Genomic DNA, 15,265 nt, shown 5'->3' with positions numbered 1-15,265 from the left:
TTCAAGTTTGTTCTTGCAAGAGATGCGGGCGGTGCTTAGCCAAGAGAGGCTGGAGGGATGAAAATGGCTGCAAGCGCGACGGAAGATCACAAGGCGCCGCGAACCGAGCGGGGGCGCAAGACGCTCCGCAAGTTGTTGGATGCTGCGGCCGGAGAGTTCGGCGATCACGGGTTTCACGAAGCGTCGATCAGTTCGATAACGCGGCGTGCGGGTGTGGCGCTCGGCACTTTCTACACCTATTTCGATAGCAAGGACGAAATCTTCCGCGCCCTGGTCGCGGACATGAGCGAGGCCGTTAAATTCGCTGCCCGCGAGGCGATCCGACCCGATATGCAGGCGCTCGAGATCGAACGCGCCGCGCTGGAAGCGTTCCTTCAATTCGCGGGCGATCACAAGGAAGTTTACCGGATCATCGACGAGGCCGAGTTCGTGGATCCGGACAGTTATCGAAGCCACTATGAAACTGTCGGAACGCGCATTGTCGAGCGTTTGCAGCGCGGAGGACAAGACGGGGCCATGCGCGGCGACCTCGGCGAGATCGAGGCGTGGTCGCTCATGGGGATGAACGTGTTCCTGGGGCTTCGCTATGCAATCTGGCGCCGCGAAGGGGACCCGGGACCGAAAGAGGTGGCTAGGGTCGCAAATCGCTTTCTTCGCAAGGGGATCGAGGGCTGATCCATACAGGAACGCTTGCCGGTCGGCGCCGTTGGTTGACCAAAGGAGAATTTACATGATCGGCAAGATTATCGGAGCGTATGCGGGCGACAAGCTAGCCAAGAAGACAAGCGGCATTGGTGGCGCCGGAGGCGCGGCACTGGGCGTGGTTGCGGCAACGGCGCTGCGCCGGATGAGCCTTCCTGCGATGCTGGCATTGGGTGTCGGCGGTTTCGTGGCCAAAAAGCTGTTCGACAAGAACGAACGCGAGAAGGCTGCGCCCGGCGCGAAAGCGAGTTCCCCCAAGACAGGCAATACTGCGGAAGCCGCGTAACCAATTCCTGATATCAACGAGAAGGCTTCCTGATATCAACGAGAAGGCCGTCCGGATGGGCGGCCTTTTCCTTGGCCCGTCGTGAAGCGCAGGTCTCGAATAACGGCTAGCCGTTGTCCTCGCCTTCCAAGACGGAAGCCATCGGTGTCGTGCGGGGCAGGCTCTGAAAGGCCTGCTGATCTTCCGCCGGGACAGCACTTCGGGCGAAACTCCGCCAGATGCCGAAAATGCCGCCCATCAGTGCGAGGCTCCCGAGGACAGCGAAAAGCCCCGAGGGGCCGAGAATGCCCATCCCTGCAGAACCGAGGAGGGGACCGGCCACGGCACCTGCCGAATAAGTCAGGACTAGTCCGCTGCTTGCCCCCACCCGTTCCTGTTCGTCCAGATGGTCGTTCGAGTGCGCGACGCAGAGCGGGTAAAGGGCGAAGGCAAAGCCGCCGAACAGGCTGCCCAGGGCGATGGTGGCCGTCGCGGGAAGGACAAACAGACCGAGAGGGGCGCAGATCGCCGCCGCCGCCAGGAAGCATCCGATTACCACCAGCCGCCGGTCGAACCGGTCTGACAGGACACCGAGCGGATACTGGAGAAGTACTCCCCCCGCGATCACGCAGGAGGTGAACAGCGCGACCTGCGAAAGCCCCATGCCGATGCGCTGGATGTAAACCGCGCCGAGCGCGTAGAACGCCCCCAGCATCGCCCCGTTCACCAGTGTGCCCACAATGCCCAGTGGCGAAACCTCGTACAGTCGCCTGATCGAGAAAGGCTTGATGGCCTCCATCTTCGGCTGCTCCATCCGAGTCAGAAGGACGGGCAGCAAGGCGATCGACAGGAGTATTGCCGAAACCATGAACGGCAGATCGGGAGACCTGTCACCGAGATTGAGCAGGAATTGCCCTGCCGCCTGCCCGCTATAGAGCGCAATCATATATGCCGCGAGCGCAGTGCTGCGGGTCTGCGGGCTCGCCTGCTCATTCAGCCAACTTTCGAGGCAGACGAATACCCCTGCCATCATGAACCCGTCGAGAAAGCGCAGGGCTATCCAGATGCCGGGATGGTCCAGGATAGCGTAGGACAGGCTGGTCGCTGAGTAGACGGTCACGAAGGCAGCAAAGGCCCGGATGTGCCCGATGCGTGCGATCACCCTTTCGACGCGGAGCGAGCCGACCATCAGGCCGCCGAAATAGCTCGTGGCTACCAATCCGATAAGAAGCGCGGAGGCCCCTGCCAGTTCGAGCCGGATAGCGATCAGCGTTGAAAGAAACCCGCTTCCCGCCATCAGCACGAAGATCGCCAGCAACAAGGTGCGCGCGGGGATGGCGGGGGAAAGCATAGCCTGTCCCGTATTCCCGCAATGCTCCGGCTTCAACCTGTGTCTGCCGTTCGACAAAAACGGCAGGCGCTCCTAATCATCGGGTATGGATAAGATTACGTTCGACGATTTCCTCAATGTGGATATCCGCAGCGGCACGGTGATCAGCGCAGAGCCCTTTCCGGAAGCACGCAAGCCCGCCATCAAACTGCAAGTCGACTTCGGCAGCGAAATCGGCGTGAAGAAGAGTTCAGCTCAGATCACCGAGCTTTACACTTGCGATGGGCTGGTCGGTCGAAGGTTGATGGCCGTAGTCAATTTTCCGCCGCGCCAGATCGGACCTTTCATGTCCGACGTCCTGGTGCTCGGTTTTCCGGACGGGGAGGGCAGGATAGTGCTCGCTTCGCCGGGCGATGTACCCAATGGCGCGCGGCTGGCCTGAACGGAGTTGCAAAGAACGGGCTGGAATTATCCTGCCCCTGTGCGGCTATTTCTGCCCGGTCCACTCGGCGCAATCGGCGGCAGTGGTGGGCACGCCGTGGCGCTCCCGCTTCAGGTCGTACACAACCGCCTTCACGATCGATACGGCCATCAGGGCAACAACGAAAGAGAAGGGCAGGGCGCCGATTATCATGGTGATCCGGATGGCGTCGATCCCGCCGAGAATCAGCATCGAACCGACCACAAAGGCCAGGGCGACGCCCCAGAACACGATATGGCGGCGGCGTTGACCCTCGGTTTCCCCCGCACCGTTGATCGTGTTGACGATCAATATGGCGCTGTCGGTCGAAGTGATGAGGTAGGTCATTAAAAGAATCACGACGAGGCCCGAGACGACGGAAAATACCGGAGGGGACAGAAGCACGGACAGTGTCGCGAAGAGCTGGTCCGAAATACCGGAGTTCACGATCGTACCGCCAGCGGCTCCACTCAATTCCAGGTCGATGGCCGTTCCCCCGGCCAGCGCCATCCAGACGAAACACATCAGTGAAGGAACGAGGACCACACCGAGGACATACTCGCGGATTGTTCTTCCCTTGGAGATGCGGGCGATGAACATGCCCACGAAGGGCGCGAATGCGATCCACCAGGCCCAATAGAAGACCGACCAGTCCAGCTGCCACCGAACCAGCGCGTCGCCTATCTCGTTGCCGCCGGAAAACAGGGTCAGGGAATTCGGTATCAGCGTCCGGAAATAGTCCCACAGGCCTACGCCCAGAATATTCAGGCCCACCATACCCGAGCCAATAATAGCGAAAAGTGCAAGAAGCGCGAACGATAGCCCCATATTGAGGTTCGACAGCCACTTGATCCCGCGGCCGACGCCCGAAAGGGCACTCAGCGTCGATGCTCCCACAAGGATCACGAGAGACACGACTACCGCGGCGGCAGAGGATGATCCATCGGCATCCAGAAGCCAGTCCCCCAAACCAAGGCGGGCAAGCCCGGCAACGAATTGCTCGACGCCGAGGCCCATGGTTACCGCCACCCCCAGTATCGTCGCCACTACCGCAACGATGTCGATTAAATGGCCGGAAAGGCCTGACAAGCGAACCCCGAACAGTGGGGCAAGCGCCGAACGTATGGTGAGGGGCAGGTTTCGCCGATAGGCGACATAGCCGATGGCCAAGCCCACGAGGGCATAACTTCCCCAGGCGGCAAAACCCCAATGGAGGAAGGTATAGATAAAGGCCGGACGCACCGCCTCGGCGGACTGGGCCTCGATAGAACCGCGAATGATCTCGGGATTATTGGCGAAATGGGCCAGTGGCTCGCCGGTCGAATAGGTGAGCATACCGATGCCGATCCCCGCACCGAACAGCATTGCGAACCAGGAGAAACGATTGAATTCGGGTACCTCGTCCTCGGCACCGATCCTGAGTCGTCCGGCACTCGGCCAAAGAGCCAGGAGGAAGCAGACGGCCATGAGTGCCGCGACAAGATAAACGTACCAGCCTGAAAAACTGGCGATAATGCTGGAATTGGCCGCAGATAGCGTTTCATTGGCGCTGACCGGGAAGAAGATCGCCCACATGATCAGCAGCGAGACGATGATCTTCGATGGGATCGTTACAGCCCGGCTGAACCCATCGTAAAATCCACTGTCGTGGGTGGCAATGGGCAGATCCACCAGCGGCGGTGTCATGCGGGTGTCGGTTCCTGAAGCCATTCCCCATTCATAGGGAAGCGGTCAAGGGATGCAAATTCAGCGCTAACTGAGAACCCCGATTCCGCCATATTCAACCCGTACTATGCAGACATTACGAGTTCTTTCTGATCCGAATCCGAGGCAATCGCAGACGCGGTTGCTCAGTACATTGAGCGGCATTCTGAAGGATGGCGTTCGGACGGCTATAGCGAGCTCAAGTGGATTGAATTTCGAACGATGAGTAGCTTGGCGTTTTCTTTGGAGCGCACTGGGCAATCTTGTTGACAAGAGACTACGGCGGTCGCTATCGGCCCGCTCCTACCTGCAGTGCGGACCTAGATGACCGCTCTCTGCAAAGTGTGCCCAGATGGCGGAATTGGTAGACGCACCAGCTTCAGGTGCTGGCGCTCGCAAGGGCGTGGAGGTTCGAGTCCTCTTCTGGGCACCATTTGTTCTTCTCACGTTCTCCCAAATAATCTATAAAACCCGCAGAAATCCTAGGGATTTGGCCCTTGGATCGTTCCGGATCGTCCCGCCTGTTCTCGGGGGTTCCAGACACTTTTGTGGGCCTTTTGAGGCCGTTTCGCAAAGGCCCAGATGAAAAGGCCCCCACATGCCGCTGACAGATACTCGCCTCCGCGCACTCAAGCCCAAGGATAAGCCGTACAAGGTAACCGATGAGCGCGGCCTATATGTTGAGGTCACGCCGACCGGCGGCAAACTTTGGCGATTCCGATACCGGATCGGCGGCGCGCAAAAGAAGCTCTGCATCGGCAGCTATCCCGACATCAGCCTCAAGCAAGCGCGAGACGCGGCCTACGAGGCGCGACGAGCTGTTGCTTCAGGGGGCGACCCGGCTTTTGAGAAGCGGAAGCGGAAAATCCGCGCAGAGTTCCTTTCTGCACAGACGTTCGAGGCAGTCGCACGTGAGTATATTGAACAGATGATGGTCCAGAACGGCCGCGCCGATGGCACGATCGTCAAGGCCAACTATTTCCTCGACAAGCTTGCGCCTGCCATCGGGAACCGACCCATCAACGAGATCGAGCCGTTCGAAGTTCTGGCTCCCCTCAAACGGCTGGAAGCCACCGGTAAGCACGAGACTGCGAAGAAATGTCGGTCGTTCGCAGGCCGCGTGTTTCGCTACGGTGTTGCTACCACCCGCTGCAAATCCGATCCGACCAGTATGCTGAAGGGCGCTCTCGTAACGCCGAGAGCCACGCATTATGCAGCAATCCTCGAGCCCACCGAGCTAGGTGGGCTGCTGCGCGCAATCGACGACTTTACTGGCTACATGGTGACGAAGTTGGCCTTGCAGATAGCGCCGCATGTGTTCGTACGCCCCGGCGAACTCCGGCACGCCGAATGGCATGAGATCGACCTCGTCGATGGGGTCTGGAAGATCCCTGCCGGTAAAATGAAAGCGCGCCGAGCGCATGCCGTCCCACTTTCCAAGCAGGTTAGAGGCTATCTCACTGATCTGGCCGAGATGCTCGGCCGCGAAGGATATGTTTTCCCATCTGCGCGCAGCTCCAAGCGTCCCATGAGTGAAAACACGCTCAATGCCGCATTCCGTCGCATGGGATACTCGAAGGAAGAAGTCACCGCTCATGGACTCCGGGCGACAGCATCGACATTCCTGAACGAGTCGGGCCTTTGGAATCCTGATGCGATCGAGCGTGCCTTGGCACATGGCGACAGCAATGTTGTGCGTGGCATCTACCATCGCGGCAAGCATTGGGACGAGCGCGTGCGGATGGCTCAATGGTGGAGCGACTACCTCGATGAGCTCCGGACTGGAGGAAAGGTCATCATGGGGAAGTTTGCGAAGGGTTGATCGGGAGATCGAATTTCTTCTCAGCCAGTGCAGGATTGAAGGCTCAGGACCAGCCCTATCAGGGACACTGACGCGAGCAAGGCGAACTCAATTCTGATGCCCCAGACCTTAAGCCACTTCCGCATCGTGCCGAGCCTCAGTTCGTAGAGCTTTGGCAGCTAAGCTGATCGAACCGTTCAGCAACAGTCTTCCACGTTGCTATGCCAGCCTCGTCCCCTTCGTTGGATAGCCGCTGGATTTGCTGCGCGATATACGCGGTTCCCTCTCCGCCATGGTTCTTTTCGACCCAGAGCGCGACGGCCCACAATTCCTGATCGCGGTTCAGCACCATGGTTCACGTCTCCCGGTCCAGGTTCGCGCCAGGCCTTCGCTGACCAGCTGATCGCCAAGCGAGCGGCCGCCGCGCGTTACAACCCGCAATTTGCGACCGTACTGATCCTCGTCTCTGCTACCGATGGTCCTCAGTTCAAAGGGCCCGCCATTCAGCAATTCGACAAGGCGGTGCGTCGCGCGCATGCCGAGCTGGTATTCATAGTCGCAACGAGGCTCGCTGATCTCGGGAGTGTCGATGTCGGCAATCCGGATTTTCACGCCATCAAGCCAGAAAGTATCTCCATCCACGACGCATGTGCGCCGGACGGATCCGCAGATGTCGAATTGTGGGGAGCTTGCTTGCTGGAATAAAGCCTGAGGCTGCTGATCGTCGTTAGCAAGGCTGGCATCATGGACTGACCAGTTGAGTGCCAGCATCCCTCCAGCAAATACGATCGCGAATGCTCCCAAACCCAACGCGATCTCCTTTCTCAGCTTCCGGCGCTTCTGTGCCTTCAACGCCTTGCGAAAGTCGAACGGCTCACCGGGGGTCTCATTCACTGGCGTTGTCCGTCTTCATTCCGGCACATGATTTCAGACAATAGCCGGAAATCAGGTAGTTTCGTCAATTGTACGTACCAATTGCTTGCCAACGTCCCAACACAGACCGGACATATTGCGGCGTTTCACCATTGTTGGGAATGCCGCGTGATCGGGAGACGGCACCTGGGCCCGCATTGTAAGCAGCCAAGGCCAGGTGGACCGCGTCGAACCGGTCCAACATGTCGCGAAGGTACCTGGCGCCACCGTCGATCGATGCAAGAGGGTCATGACGGTTCCGGACGCCCAGTTCTCGCGCCGTGGCTGGCATAAGCTGAGCAAGCCCGGCAGCACCGGCTGGACTCACAGCCATCGGATTGAAGCGGGACTCAGCCCAGATGAGAGCACGAAGCAGATTGGTCGGAAGCCCGTAACGGCGCTCGGCCTCGGCTATTGCCGCCATATACAGGCCTTCCCGGTAGGATACGTCTGCTGGCCCTGTTTGGTAGATTGCAGGTAGATATTGCCTTGCCGGCTGCTGGTCCGTCTTTGGTGGAACGATCGCGTGCTCGAACAAAGTGAAATCCTGGGCGCGGACCTGCTGTGAGGAGGTCGCGATCATCCCCAGACAGGCGACCGCTATCGCAGTCAGACGATTGAGGGAGGTCATCTCGACTTGTGCTCCATTGATTCGAATCGAAAGAGAACATAGATAGAACATATCCCTGTAGGAAAGCGGCGAACGCCTGCCTTTGGGAGAGGAGAGGAGCGCTGATGAGGGGGCTACTTTGCATGCTGAGGAGCTCGCATGTCCCTGTCTGTCCAAACTCATCCCAACCGGTCGCTTGCCGAGACCGCCCGTCGCATTTGCGAATCGCGAGGGGGCAAATGGTCCGGCACAAAGGGCATGGCCTGTTGCCCCGCGCATGATGACCGCACGCCGTCACTCGGTGTGTCGCTCGGTCGACAGGCTATCCTTTTCCATTGCTTTGCGGGATGTGATCAGCAGAGCGTATTGTCTGCATTGGCGCGTGAAGGTTTCGAGGCACCGGCGCTCTTTTCAGCTTCTGCGACTACCGAAGGTCCCGAGCAGACCAGAACGCGCAAACCCTCGGCGGCAGCGCTGAGGATCTGGCGCGATGCACAGCCACTGCGTGCCAGCCCGGCAAAGGCATATCTGGAGAGCCGCGGCATCCTTGCCGCATCTCCGGCGCTCCGCTTCCATTCACGAACGCCGCTTGGTCCGAAAGGACGAACCCGCTTTTTGCCGGCGATGATTGCGGCGGTCAACCTCGACGAGGGGCCGATCGCCATCCATCGCACTTTCCTTTCGGGCGATGCCAAGGCTGATTTCGACAAGCCGAAGCGCGCGCTTGGCGCGCTCGGTGAAGCTGCTGTTCGTCTCTTCGCTCCGGCCTCCGGCCTGCTCGGCCTTGCTGAAGGGATCGAGAGCGCAATGTCGGCTTATGCTCTTACCGGCATCCCCGTCTGGGCGACCCTGGGCAATGAGCGCTTCGGTCTCGTCAGCGTGCCTGAGAGCGTGACCGAGCTTCACCTCTTCGTCGATCACGATGCTGGCGGCGAGCTGGCTGCGTCGCGTGGCCTGGCCGCTTATGCCCGCGATGGGCGGACGATCCACGTTCGCAAACCATCCTCACGCGACACCGACTGGAACGATGAACTTACAGCATGGCTGCGCCGCAAAGCGGCGCGGTAGAGGAGAGAGAGCTTCTCGAATTCCTGATCCGGCAGAGGGCGTGTCCCGATGCCCCCATCAGGAGGACGAATTGCCATGTTTCAATCAGACCTGTTTCCCGCCGGCGAGCAGTTGCCGTCCATGCCCTTGGCCTATGCCATCGGCACCCGAGTTGCCGCGCTTCTTGCTTCGGGACGTCATCTTACCCGTACCGACATTTCCGGGCTGTTCGCCGAGGAGACTGGATCTTTGGACTGGGGAAGCGCCTGGACCATCGCTGACTACAATAACGCGGTCGAGATCGGCGCACTGCTCTGGTTGCGAGAGTCCTCACGGATCGATCTGGCGACGAACGTGCATGAAGCCGAAGCGCGGTTCGACTGGCTCCAAGCTGCCTTTCCGCCGCGGCATGTGCGCAGCGAAGCACAGGTCGAGCTCCAGCAGTTCTCGACCCCGCCAATGCTGGCCTGGCTGATGGCGAAGGCCGCAGCTGGCTGCGCGCAAGACACGCTCCTCGAACCGTCCGCAGGCAATGGTGCCCTTGCTCTTTGGGGCAGCGTCCAGAACGCTTCGCTGCTCCTCAACGAGATCGATCCGGCAAGACGAGACGGTCTGGCCCACGTCTTCCCCACGGCCACCATCACTGCGCATGACGGGGAACTGATCGCCGACTTGCTTCGCGGCCCTGTTCCGTCTGCCGTGCTGATGAACCCGCCGTTCGCTCACAGCCTGGAACGCGGCAAGGACGGTGAGACCGCTATGCGTCACCTACGCGGTGCAATCCGGGCCGCTGCTAATCGGGCGAGGATCGTCGCCATTATGCCTGAAGGCTTCGACGCCTCCGCCTTCGCCAAGGAACAGGACGAAGCATCGCTGCTCCTCGATGTTCGCCTGCAGCAGATGTTTCGCCGGACAGGGACGGGGATCGCTGTTCGCCTGGTTGTGTTCGACAAGACGCCGACTGCGTCCTCGCCTGCGATCACCGGAGATACTGCCGACCTCATCTCGCTCCACGAGCTTATCACTGCGCTTCCGCCACGCATACAGACCTCCGCCAACATCCACCGCCTGCCGCTCGGCAAGCCAGTGCGCCTCGTTGGCAAGACTTCGGCCCAAAGCGCGCCGGTTCGGCCGGTGGCGCCGTTCGCCGCGACACCAGCAGCCACGGCGAATGCGATCGACCTTGCCTATTCGGTCCTCGCCGACCCCGCGCCTGTGCCCGAACAGGCAGGCATCTACCTGCCTTACCGGCCCAGCCGCATCGCGTTCGAAGGCGCTCCGGCCCATCCCACCCCGCTCGTGGAATCGGTCGCCATGGGTTCGGTCGCGGCACCGCAGCCCGATGTTTGCCCGCGCCTTCCCGCATGTTGGCAGGCCGATGGCCTGCTGTCCGAAGCGCAATGCGAGACACTGGTCTACGCTGCCCAGGCATTTGCGCGCGATCTTCCGGGTCAGTTCAAGGTGAGCCAGGAAGGCACCTCGCTGGAACTCTCCGAGGACGGACACTCCTACCGCCAAGGCTTCTTCCTCGGCGACGGAACCGGAGCGGGCAAAGGACGGCAGATCGCCGCGGTCATCATGGATCGCTGGCTCGCAGGCGAGCGCCGACATGTCTGGATCACCAAGAACGAGGCGCTGCTCGAAGATGCACGCCGCGACTGGGAGGCGCTTGGCGGGCTGCCGCTCGATCTCCAGCCGCTCTCGCGCTGGAAACTCGGCCAGCCCGTAACGATGTCCGAAGGCATTCTCTTCGTCACCTATCCAACGCTGCGCTCGGGCCGCGCCGAGGATACGCGGCTCGACCAGATCCTTGCCTGGGCGGGCGAGGATTTCGACGGTGTGATCGCCTTTGACGAAGCCCACGCGATGGCCAATGCGCTTGGGGGCTCTTCAACCCGCGGCAAGGTCAAGGGCTCCGAACAGGGCATGGCGGGCCTCAGGTTGCAAAACCATCTCCCACGCGCCCGCGTGCTCTACGCGTCTGCCACTGGCGCTTCGGATATCGCCAACCTCGGTTACACTTCCCGCCTCGGCCTTTGGGGACCCGAGACCGCCTTTCCGACCCACGAGGCATTCATGACCGAGATCCGCGCTGGCGGCGTCGCGGCGATGGAGCTCGTCGCCCGTGATCTCAAGGCCCAGGGTCTCTATCTTGCCCGTGCGCTGTCCTTCGCCGGGGTCGAGTACGAGATCCTCGAACACAGCCTGACCGAAGCGCAGATAAAAATCTATGATGCCTATGCTGATGCCTGGGCGATCATTCACCGCAACCTCGAAGCTGCGCTCGAAGCAACCCGCGTGGTCGACGAGGACAGCGGCGACACGCTCAACCGCAATGCCAAGGCTGCGGCGCTATCGATCTTCGAAGGCACCAAGCAGCGCTTCTTTGCCCAGCTCCTGCTTTCGATGAAATTGCCGAGCCTGATCCCCGCGATGGAAGTAGCGCTTGGCGAAGAGCATTCGGTTGTCGTGCAGCTGGTCTCGACCGCCGAGGCCATGCTCGACCGGCGCCTTGCCGACCTTACCGTGGAAGAACGCGAAGCTCTCGATATCGATCTGTCCCCGCGTGAATACGTCATCGACTACCTTACGAAGAGCTTCCCGATACGATTGATGCAGGTCTTCGCCGACGAGGACGGCAATCTTCGCTCCGAGGCGATGAGCGACGGAGAGGGCAATCCCGTTTTCTGCCCGCGCGCCATTGCTGCGCGCGATGCGCTGATCGAACAGCTTTGCGCACTGCCGCCCATCGCCACTGCGCTCGATGCGATTATCGAACATTTCGGAACCGACGCCGTGGCCGAAGTCACGGGCCGGACCCGCAGGCTTGTCCTCGGCCGCGATGGTGAGCAGCGCCTCGAACGGCGTAGCCCCAGCGCCAATGTCGCCGAAGCGCAAACCTTCATGGAAGGGACCAAGCGCATCCTGGTCTTCTCGGATGCGGGCGGCACGGGGCGTTCCTATCATGCCGACTTGGGCGCCAGGAACCAGCAGCGCCGGGTTCACTTCCTGCTTGAACCGGGATGGCGCGCCGACAACGCCATCCAGGGCCTTGGTCGCACGAACCGCACCAATCAGGCCTCAGCCCCGCTGTTCCGCCCGGTCACCACAGATGTGAAGGGCGAGCGCCGGTTCATCTCGACTATTGCGCGAAGGCTCGACGCTTTGGGCGCGCTTACGCGCGGCCAGCGCCAGACCGGCGGACAGAACCTGTTCGACCCGGCCGACAATCTCGAAAGCGATTATGCGCGCGACGCGCTCAGCCGCTGGTTCCAGCTGCTCTATGACGGCAAGCTCGAAGCCACCACTTTCGGCCACTTCGTCGAGCGAACGGGCCTCCGTCTCGAAAACCCAGATGGGGGACTGACCGACAATCTCCCCACGATCCAGCGCTGGCTCAACCGCATCCTCGCGCTGCCGATCGCGCTCCAGAACGCCATCTTCGATGAATATCTTGGCCTCGTCGAAGCGCGGATCGAAGCCGCGCGCGAGGCCGGAACGCTCGATCAGGGACTGGAAACCGTGAAGGTCGATCGTTTCACGGTCCTCGCCGATGAACTCCTGCGCACCGACCCCGTGACCGGAGCGGAAACCCGCCTCGTCTCGCTCGAAGTGACGAGGCACCTGCGGCCTCTGCGCCTGCAGCGCCTGCTACGGATGCACGAGATTGGCAGCCCGCACGCAATCCCGATGCGCAATGCGCGCTCGGGCAAGGTCGCGCTGTCGATACCAGCCCGGCGTCTCATCGCCGACGACGGGGAGGTGATCGAACGTCGGCGCCTGCTGCGACCGCTCAAGTCCGCGAACTGGACGCTTGAGGCACTGGGTGAAAGCCACTGGGAAGAAACTGGCGTCACCGCGTTCACGAGCGCCTGGCGTGCCGAGGAAGAAGAGGCTGGCGCTTCACCGGTGACCGAGCGCGTCCATCTCGCTACCGGGCTGCTGCTCCCGGTCTGGAAGCGCCTGTCTGGCGATCATGTCCGGGTCACCCGGCTCGTTGCCGAGGACGGCCAGTCGATCATCGGACGTGAAGTGCTCGATGTTGATCTCTTTGCGATTTCCAAAACCTTTGGCCTGTCCGGGGTTACCGGACCATCGGCAGAGCAGATCGGCGACCTCGTCCTCGCAAGCGGAAAACCGCTGGGCCTCGCAAGCCATGATCCACTTACCGTGAAGCGCTCGTTGGTCGGCGGCGAACAGCGCCTCGAACTGACTGGCTTCTCGCCCGATCGGCTCGACTGGTACAAGAACAAGGGCTGCTTCACCGAGATTATCCGATACCGCACGCGGCTGTTCGTGCCAGTCTCCGCAGCCTCGTCGGTCCTCCCCGCGCTTGCCGCCTGATCCCTCGGGCAGACCCCAATCTCAGAATGAGAGTGGAGGGAGCCCTTTGGGCTTGTGGGCCTCGTGATCCTCACCTGCGCCTGCATCCTATCAGGAGAACACCCATGATCCAGTCAATTCCCTTGAAGAAGCTCGTCCCGAGTCCGCGCAACGTTCGCAAGTCGAGCGACGTGCTGGCCGACCTCCAGTTGCGGGCAGACATTGCTGCGCGCGGCCTGCTGCAGAACCTCGTCGTGCGCAAAGGAAAGCGCGGCAAGTTCGAGGTCGAGGCCGGCGGTCGCCGTCTCACCGCGCTGCAGGCGCTGGCCGAAGAGGGCACCTTGCCTGACACGCACGAAGTCACTTGCCTCGTTATCGAAGGCGAGGAAAGCGAAGTGCGCGAAGCAAGTCTTGCCGAGAACTTCCAGCGCCTCGCGATGAACCCCGCCGACGAGGCGCAGGCCTTCGCCTCCATCATCGAGGCAGGGGCTACCACGGAAAACGTGGCGCGCCGCTTCGGCCTCACTGTCCGGTTCGTCGAAGGACGTCTGCGCCTTGCAAGTCTCGCGCCTTGCGTCTTCGAAGCGCTCGCCGAAGGCACGATCACGCTCGACATGGCCAAGGCCTACGGCGCGATCTCCGACGTGGAGCGCCAGGCGCATGTCTATGCCGAACTGCAGGACGCCTGGTACCAGATCACGCCCGACACGATCCGCCGCATGGTGCTCGATGCCACGGTGCGCGGTTCCGATCCGCGTGCTGTTCTCGTCGGACGCGATGCCTATATCGCCGCAGGTGGCCGGATCGAGCGCGAACTGTTCGACGATGATGCCAGCGAGAGCTGGATCGACGTCGCGCTGCTCGAGGACCTAGCGCACAAGGCCATGGACGAAGCCGCAGAAAAGACCGCGCTCGAATATGGACTTGCCTGGATTCGGCCGACCCTTGGCAATTACGTCAGCCACGACCTTGTTGAAGGTCTGAGCCGTCTGCCTTGCGAGCCTGCGCCGATGACCGAACAGGAAGCGAAGGAACTTGGCGAGCTCGAGGCCGACTACGACCGCGTCGCCGCTGTGCTCGAAGACGAGGACAGCGACGAGGATGAGGTCGCCAAGGCCGAACAGGAACTCGTGGTAATCGACCGCGCCATGCGCGCGATCAATGATCGGCCGCCGGTACTCGCCGACGAGCTGAAATCCGAAGCTGGCGCCTTCCTAGTCCTCTCGCGAAATGGCGAGCCGACATTGGTCCAGCAATACTACACCGAGACCGAAGTCATCGCTGACGAATGTGTGGTCGAGGCCGTCGAGGAGAGCGGAGCGGCGAAGCCTAAAGGGAGCTCGCTGTCCCAGCGCCTGCTCGACGAGCTCGCGATGCAGCGCCGCGACATCCTCGCGATCCATCTCGCAAACGATCCGGCACTGGCACTCGACTTCATGGTCTTCACGCTCGCCGATGCCGATGGGCACGACTGGCGCGCCAAGAAAGCGTCGACGCTTGTCGGATCGGTAGCGTCCGGCCCGGTCACCGGGTTTGAGGCCAAGGATGCGCCGGCGAGTGCTGCTTTGGCCGAATTCGCGGGGTCGCTCGATGAAAGCTGGCGTGCTGGCGAGAGCGATGTCGAGCGGTTTGCCAGGTTCCGGGCGCTTACCGACGAGGCGCGCTCGGCCTGGCTTGGTCATGTCGTCTCGCGTGCACTCGTTGCCAGTCTTGCCTGCGAAGGCGAGCGTTCGGTGCCGATGCACGAGGCGCTCGGCTCGCTGCTCGAAATCGAGACCGCGCATTGGTGGCGTCCTACGGCTGCCAACTACTTCGACCGTGTTGCCAAGACCCGCACGCTCGAAGCGCTCGATGCCGCTGGTGGTCCCGAAATGGTCAGTCGCTACGCTGCGTCGAAGAAGGCAGAACTCGCGAGCGCTGCCGAACGCATTTTCTCGGGCAACTTCATCGGCGAGGCAGATATCAAGGAACGAGCGCAGGCCTGGGTGCCTTCGAGCATGCGTTTCGCCGGTTCGGAAGAAGTCGAATTGGCCGACCACGAAGGAGACGAGGCGGTGAACGCCGAAGCAACTGACGAAATTGCCGAGCAGGCTGCCTGACCCCTCCTGACA

12 protein-coding genes and 1 tRNA gene are annotated in these 15,265 nt (G+C 61.4%); 8 read left to right on the top strand and 5 right to left on the bottom strand.

Features of this window, described 5'->3' with window-relative positions:
* The first annotated feature begins 57 nt into the window (after window positions 1-57).
* Together GRI69_RS03625 and GRI69_RS03620 are read left to right on the top strand one after the other, a co-directional pair.
* Window positions 58-675 (top strand): TetR/AcrR family transcriptional regulator, encoded by a 618-nt coding sequence (locus tag GRI69_RS03625; RefSeq protein ID WP_160726850.1) that lies wholly within the window; start codon window positions 58-60, stop codon window positions 673-675.
* Window positions 676-730: 55 nt separating this feature from the next.
* Complete coding sequence (locus GRI69_RS03620) at window positions 731-988, top strand: hypothetical protein (protein WP_202391795.1); 258 nt, start codon at window positions 731-733, stop codon at window positions 986-988.
* Between the two features lie 106 nt (window positions 989-1,094).
* Here GRI69_RS03620 and GRI69_RS03615 read toward each other — a convergent pair whose 3' ends face one another.
* The gene (locus GRI69_RS03615; RefSeq protein WP_160726849.1) at window positions 1,095-2,318 is read right to left on the bottom strand and encodes an MFS transporter; all 1,224 of its coding nucleotides are present in this window, start codon (window positions 2,316-2,318) and stop codon (window positions 1,095-1,097) included.
* A gap of 85 nt (window positions 2,319-2,403) precedes the next feature.
* Between GRI69_RS03615 and GRI69_RS03610 the strand changes: the two genes are divergently transcribed.
* Window positions 2,404-2,739 (top strand): tRNA-binding protein, encoded by a 336-nt coding sequence (locus tag GRI69_RS03610; RefSeq protein ID WP_160726848.1) that lies wholly within the window; start codon window positions 2,404-2,406, stop codon window positions 2,737-2,739.
* Window positions 2,740-2,784: 45 nt separating this feature from the next.
* Here the strand turns inward: GRI69_RS03610 and GRI69_RS03605 are convergent, their stop codons facing one another.
* Complete coding sequence (locus GRI69_RS03605; RefSeq protein ID WP_160726847.1) at window positions 2,785-4,467, bottom strand: BCCT family transporter; 1,683 nt, start codon at window positions 4,465-4,467, stop codon at window positions 2,785-2,787.
* Window positions 4,468-4,807: 340 nt separating this feature from the next.
* Here GRI69_RS03605 and GRI69_RS03600 point away from each other — a divergent pair.
* Window positions 4,808-4,894: transfer RNA gene (locus tag GRI69_RS03600), tRNA-Leu, on the top strand.
* Between the two features lie 165 nt (window positions 4,895-5,059).
* Window positions 5,060-6,283 (top strand): tyrosine-type recombinase/integrase, encoded by a 1,224-nt coding sequence (locus GRI69_RS03595; protein ID WP_063506960.1) that lies wholly within the window; start codon window positions 5,060-5,062, stop codon window positions 6,281-6,283.
* A gap of 136 nt (window positions 6,284-6,419) precedes the next feature.
* Here the strand turns inward: GRI69_RS03595 and GRI69_RS03590 are convergent, their stop codons facing one another.
* The 3 genes from GRI69_RS03590 to GRI69_RS03580 form a co-directional block, all read right to left on the bottom strand.
* Window positions 6,420-6,614 (bottom strand): DUF6961 family protein, encoded by a 195-nt coding sequence (locus GRI69_RS03590; protein ID WP_067695924.1) that lies wholly within the window; start codon window positions 6,612-6,614, stop codon window positions 6,420-6,422.
* Window positions 6,605-7,156 carry a thermonuclease family protein gene (locus tag GRI69_RS15710; RefSeq protein ID WP_197458270.1) on the bottom strand — a complete coding sequence of 184 codons (552 nt, stop codon included), beginning with the start codon at window positions 7,154-7,156 and terminating at the stop codon, window positions 6,605-6,607. Before GRI69_RS15710 ends, GRI69_RS03590 begins: the two co-directional genes overlap by 10 nt.
* 64 nt (window positions 7,157-7,220) lie before the next feature.
* Complete coding sequence (locus GRI69_RS03580; RefSeq protein WP_063506971.1) at window positions 7,221-7,805, bottom strand: lytic transglycosylase domain-containing protein; 585 nt, start codon at window positions 7,803-7,805, stop codon at window positions 7,221-7,223.
* A gap of 138 nt (window positions 7,806-7,943) precedes the next feature.
* Here GRI69_RS03580 and GRI69_RS03575 point away from each other — a divergent pair, with 138 nt between their 5' ends.
* The 3 genes from GRI69_RS03575 to GRI69_RS03565 all read left to right on the top strand — a co-directional run bounded on the left by GRI69_RS03575 (window position 7,944) and on the right by GRI69_RS03565 (window position 15,253).
* Complete coding sequence (locus tag GRI69_RS03575) at window positions 7,944-8,852, top strand: DUF7146 domain-containing protein (RefSeq protein ID WP_153038146.1); 909 nt, start codon at window positions 7,944-7,946, stop codon at window positions 8,850-8,852.
* A gap of 75 nt (window positions 8,853-8,927) precedes the next feature.
* On the top strand, window positions 8,928-13,175 hold the full coding sequence (locus GRI69_RS03570; protein WP_067695919.1) for a strawberry notch family protein: 4,248 nt from the start codon (window positions 8,928-8,930) through the stop codon (window positions 13,173-13,175).
* Window positions 13,176-13,279: 104 nt separating this feature from the next.
* A complete protein-coding gene (locus tag GRI69_RS03565) occupies window positions 13,280-15,253 on the top strand; it encodes a ParB/RepB/Spo0J family partition protein (RefSeq protein WP_067695916.1) in 1,974 nt (657 codons plus the stop codon).
* The last annotated feature ends 12 nt before the right edge of the window (window positions 15,254-15,265 follow it).

The sequence above is a fragment of the Qipengyuania vulgaris genome (genome assembly GCF_009827325.1).
GTDB lineage: Bacteria > Pseudomonadota > Alphaproteobacteria > Sphingomonadales > Sphingomonadaceae > Qipengyuania > Qipengyuania vulgaris.
This window is presented reverse-complemented; position numbering and strand designations above follow the sequence as displayed.

Bases quoted from the DNA above. Each gene is read 5' to 3' on its own strand.
- GRI69_RS03625 (WP_160726850.1), top strand. From the start codon at position 58: ATGAAAATGGCTGCAAGCGCGACGGAAGATCACAAGGCGCCGCGAACC.
- GRI69_RS03615 (WP_160726849.1), bottom strand. From the start codon at position 2,318: ATGCTTTCCCCCGCCATCCCCGCGCGCACCTTGTTGCTGGCGATCTTC.
- GRI69_RS03580 (WP_063506971.1), bottom strand. From the start codon at position 7,805: ATGACCTCCCTCAATCGTCTGACTGCGATAGCGGTCGCCTGTCTGGGG.
- GRI69_RS03605 (WP_160726847.1), bottom strand. From the start codon at position 4,467: ATGGCTTCAGGAACCGACACCCGCATGACACCGCCGCTGGTGGATCTG.
- GRI69_RS03595 (WP_063506960.1), top strand. From the start codon at position 5,060: ATGCCGCTGACAGATACTCGCCTCCGCGCACTCAAGCCCAAGGATAAG.
- GRI69_RS03620 (WP_202391795.1), top strand. From the start codon at position 731: ATGATCGGCAAGATTATCGGAGCGTATGCGGGCGACAAGCTAGCCAAG.
- GRI69_RS03565 (WP_067695916.1), top strand. From the start codon at position 13,280: ATGATCCAGTCAATTCCCTTGAAGAAGCTCGTCCCGAGTCCGCGCAAC.
- GRI69_RS03590 (WP_067695924.1), bottom strand. From the start codon at position 6,614: ATGGTGCTGAACCGCGATCAGGAATTGTGGGCCGTCGCGCTCTGGGTC.
- GRI69_RS03570 (WP_067695919.1), top strand. From the start codon at position 8,928: ATGTTTCAATCAGACCTGTTTCCCGCCGGCGAGCAGTTGCCGTCCATG.
- GRI69_RS03610 (WP_160726848.1), top strand. From the start codon at position 2,404: ATGGATAAGATTACGTTCGACGATTTCCTCAATGTGGATATCCGCAGC.
- GRI69_RS03575 (WP_153038146.1), top strand. From the start codon at position 7,944: ATGTCCCTGTCTGTCCAAACTCATCCCAACCGGTCGCTTGCCGAGACC.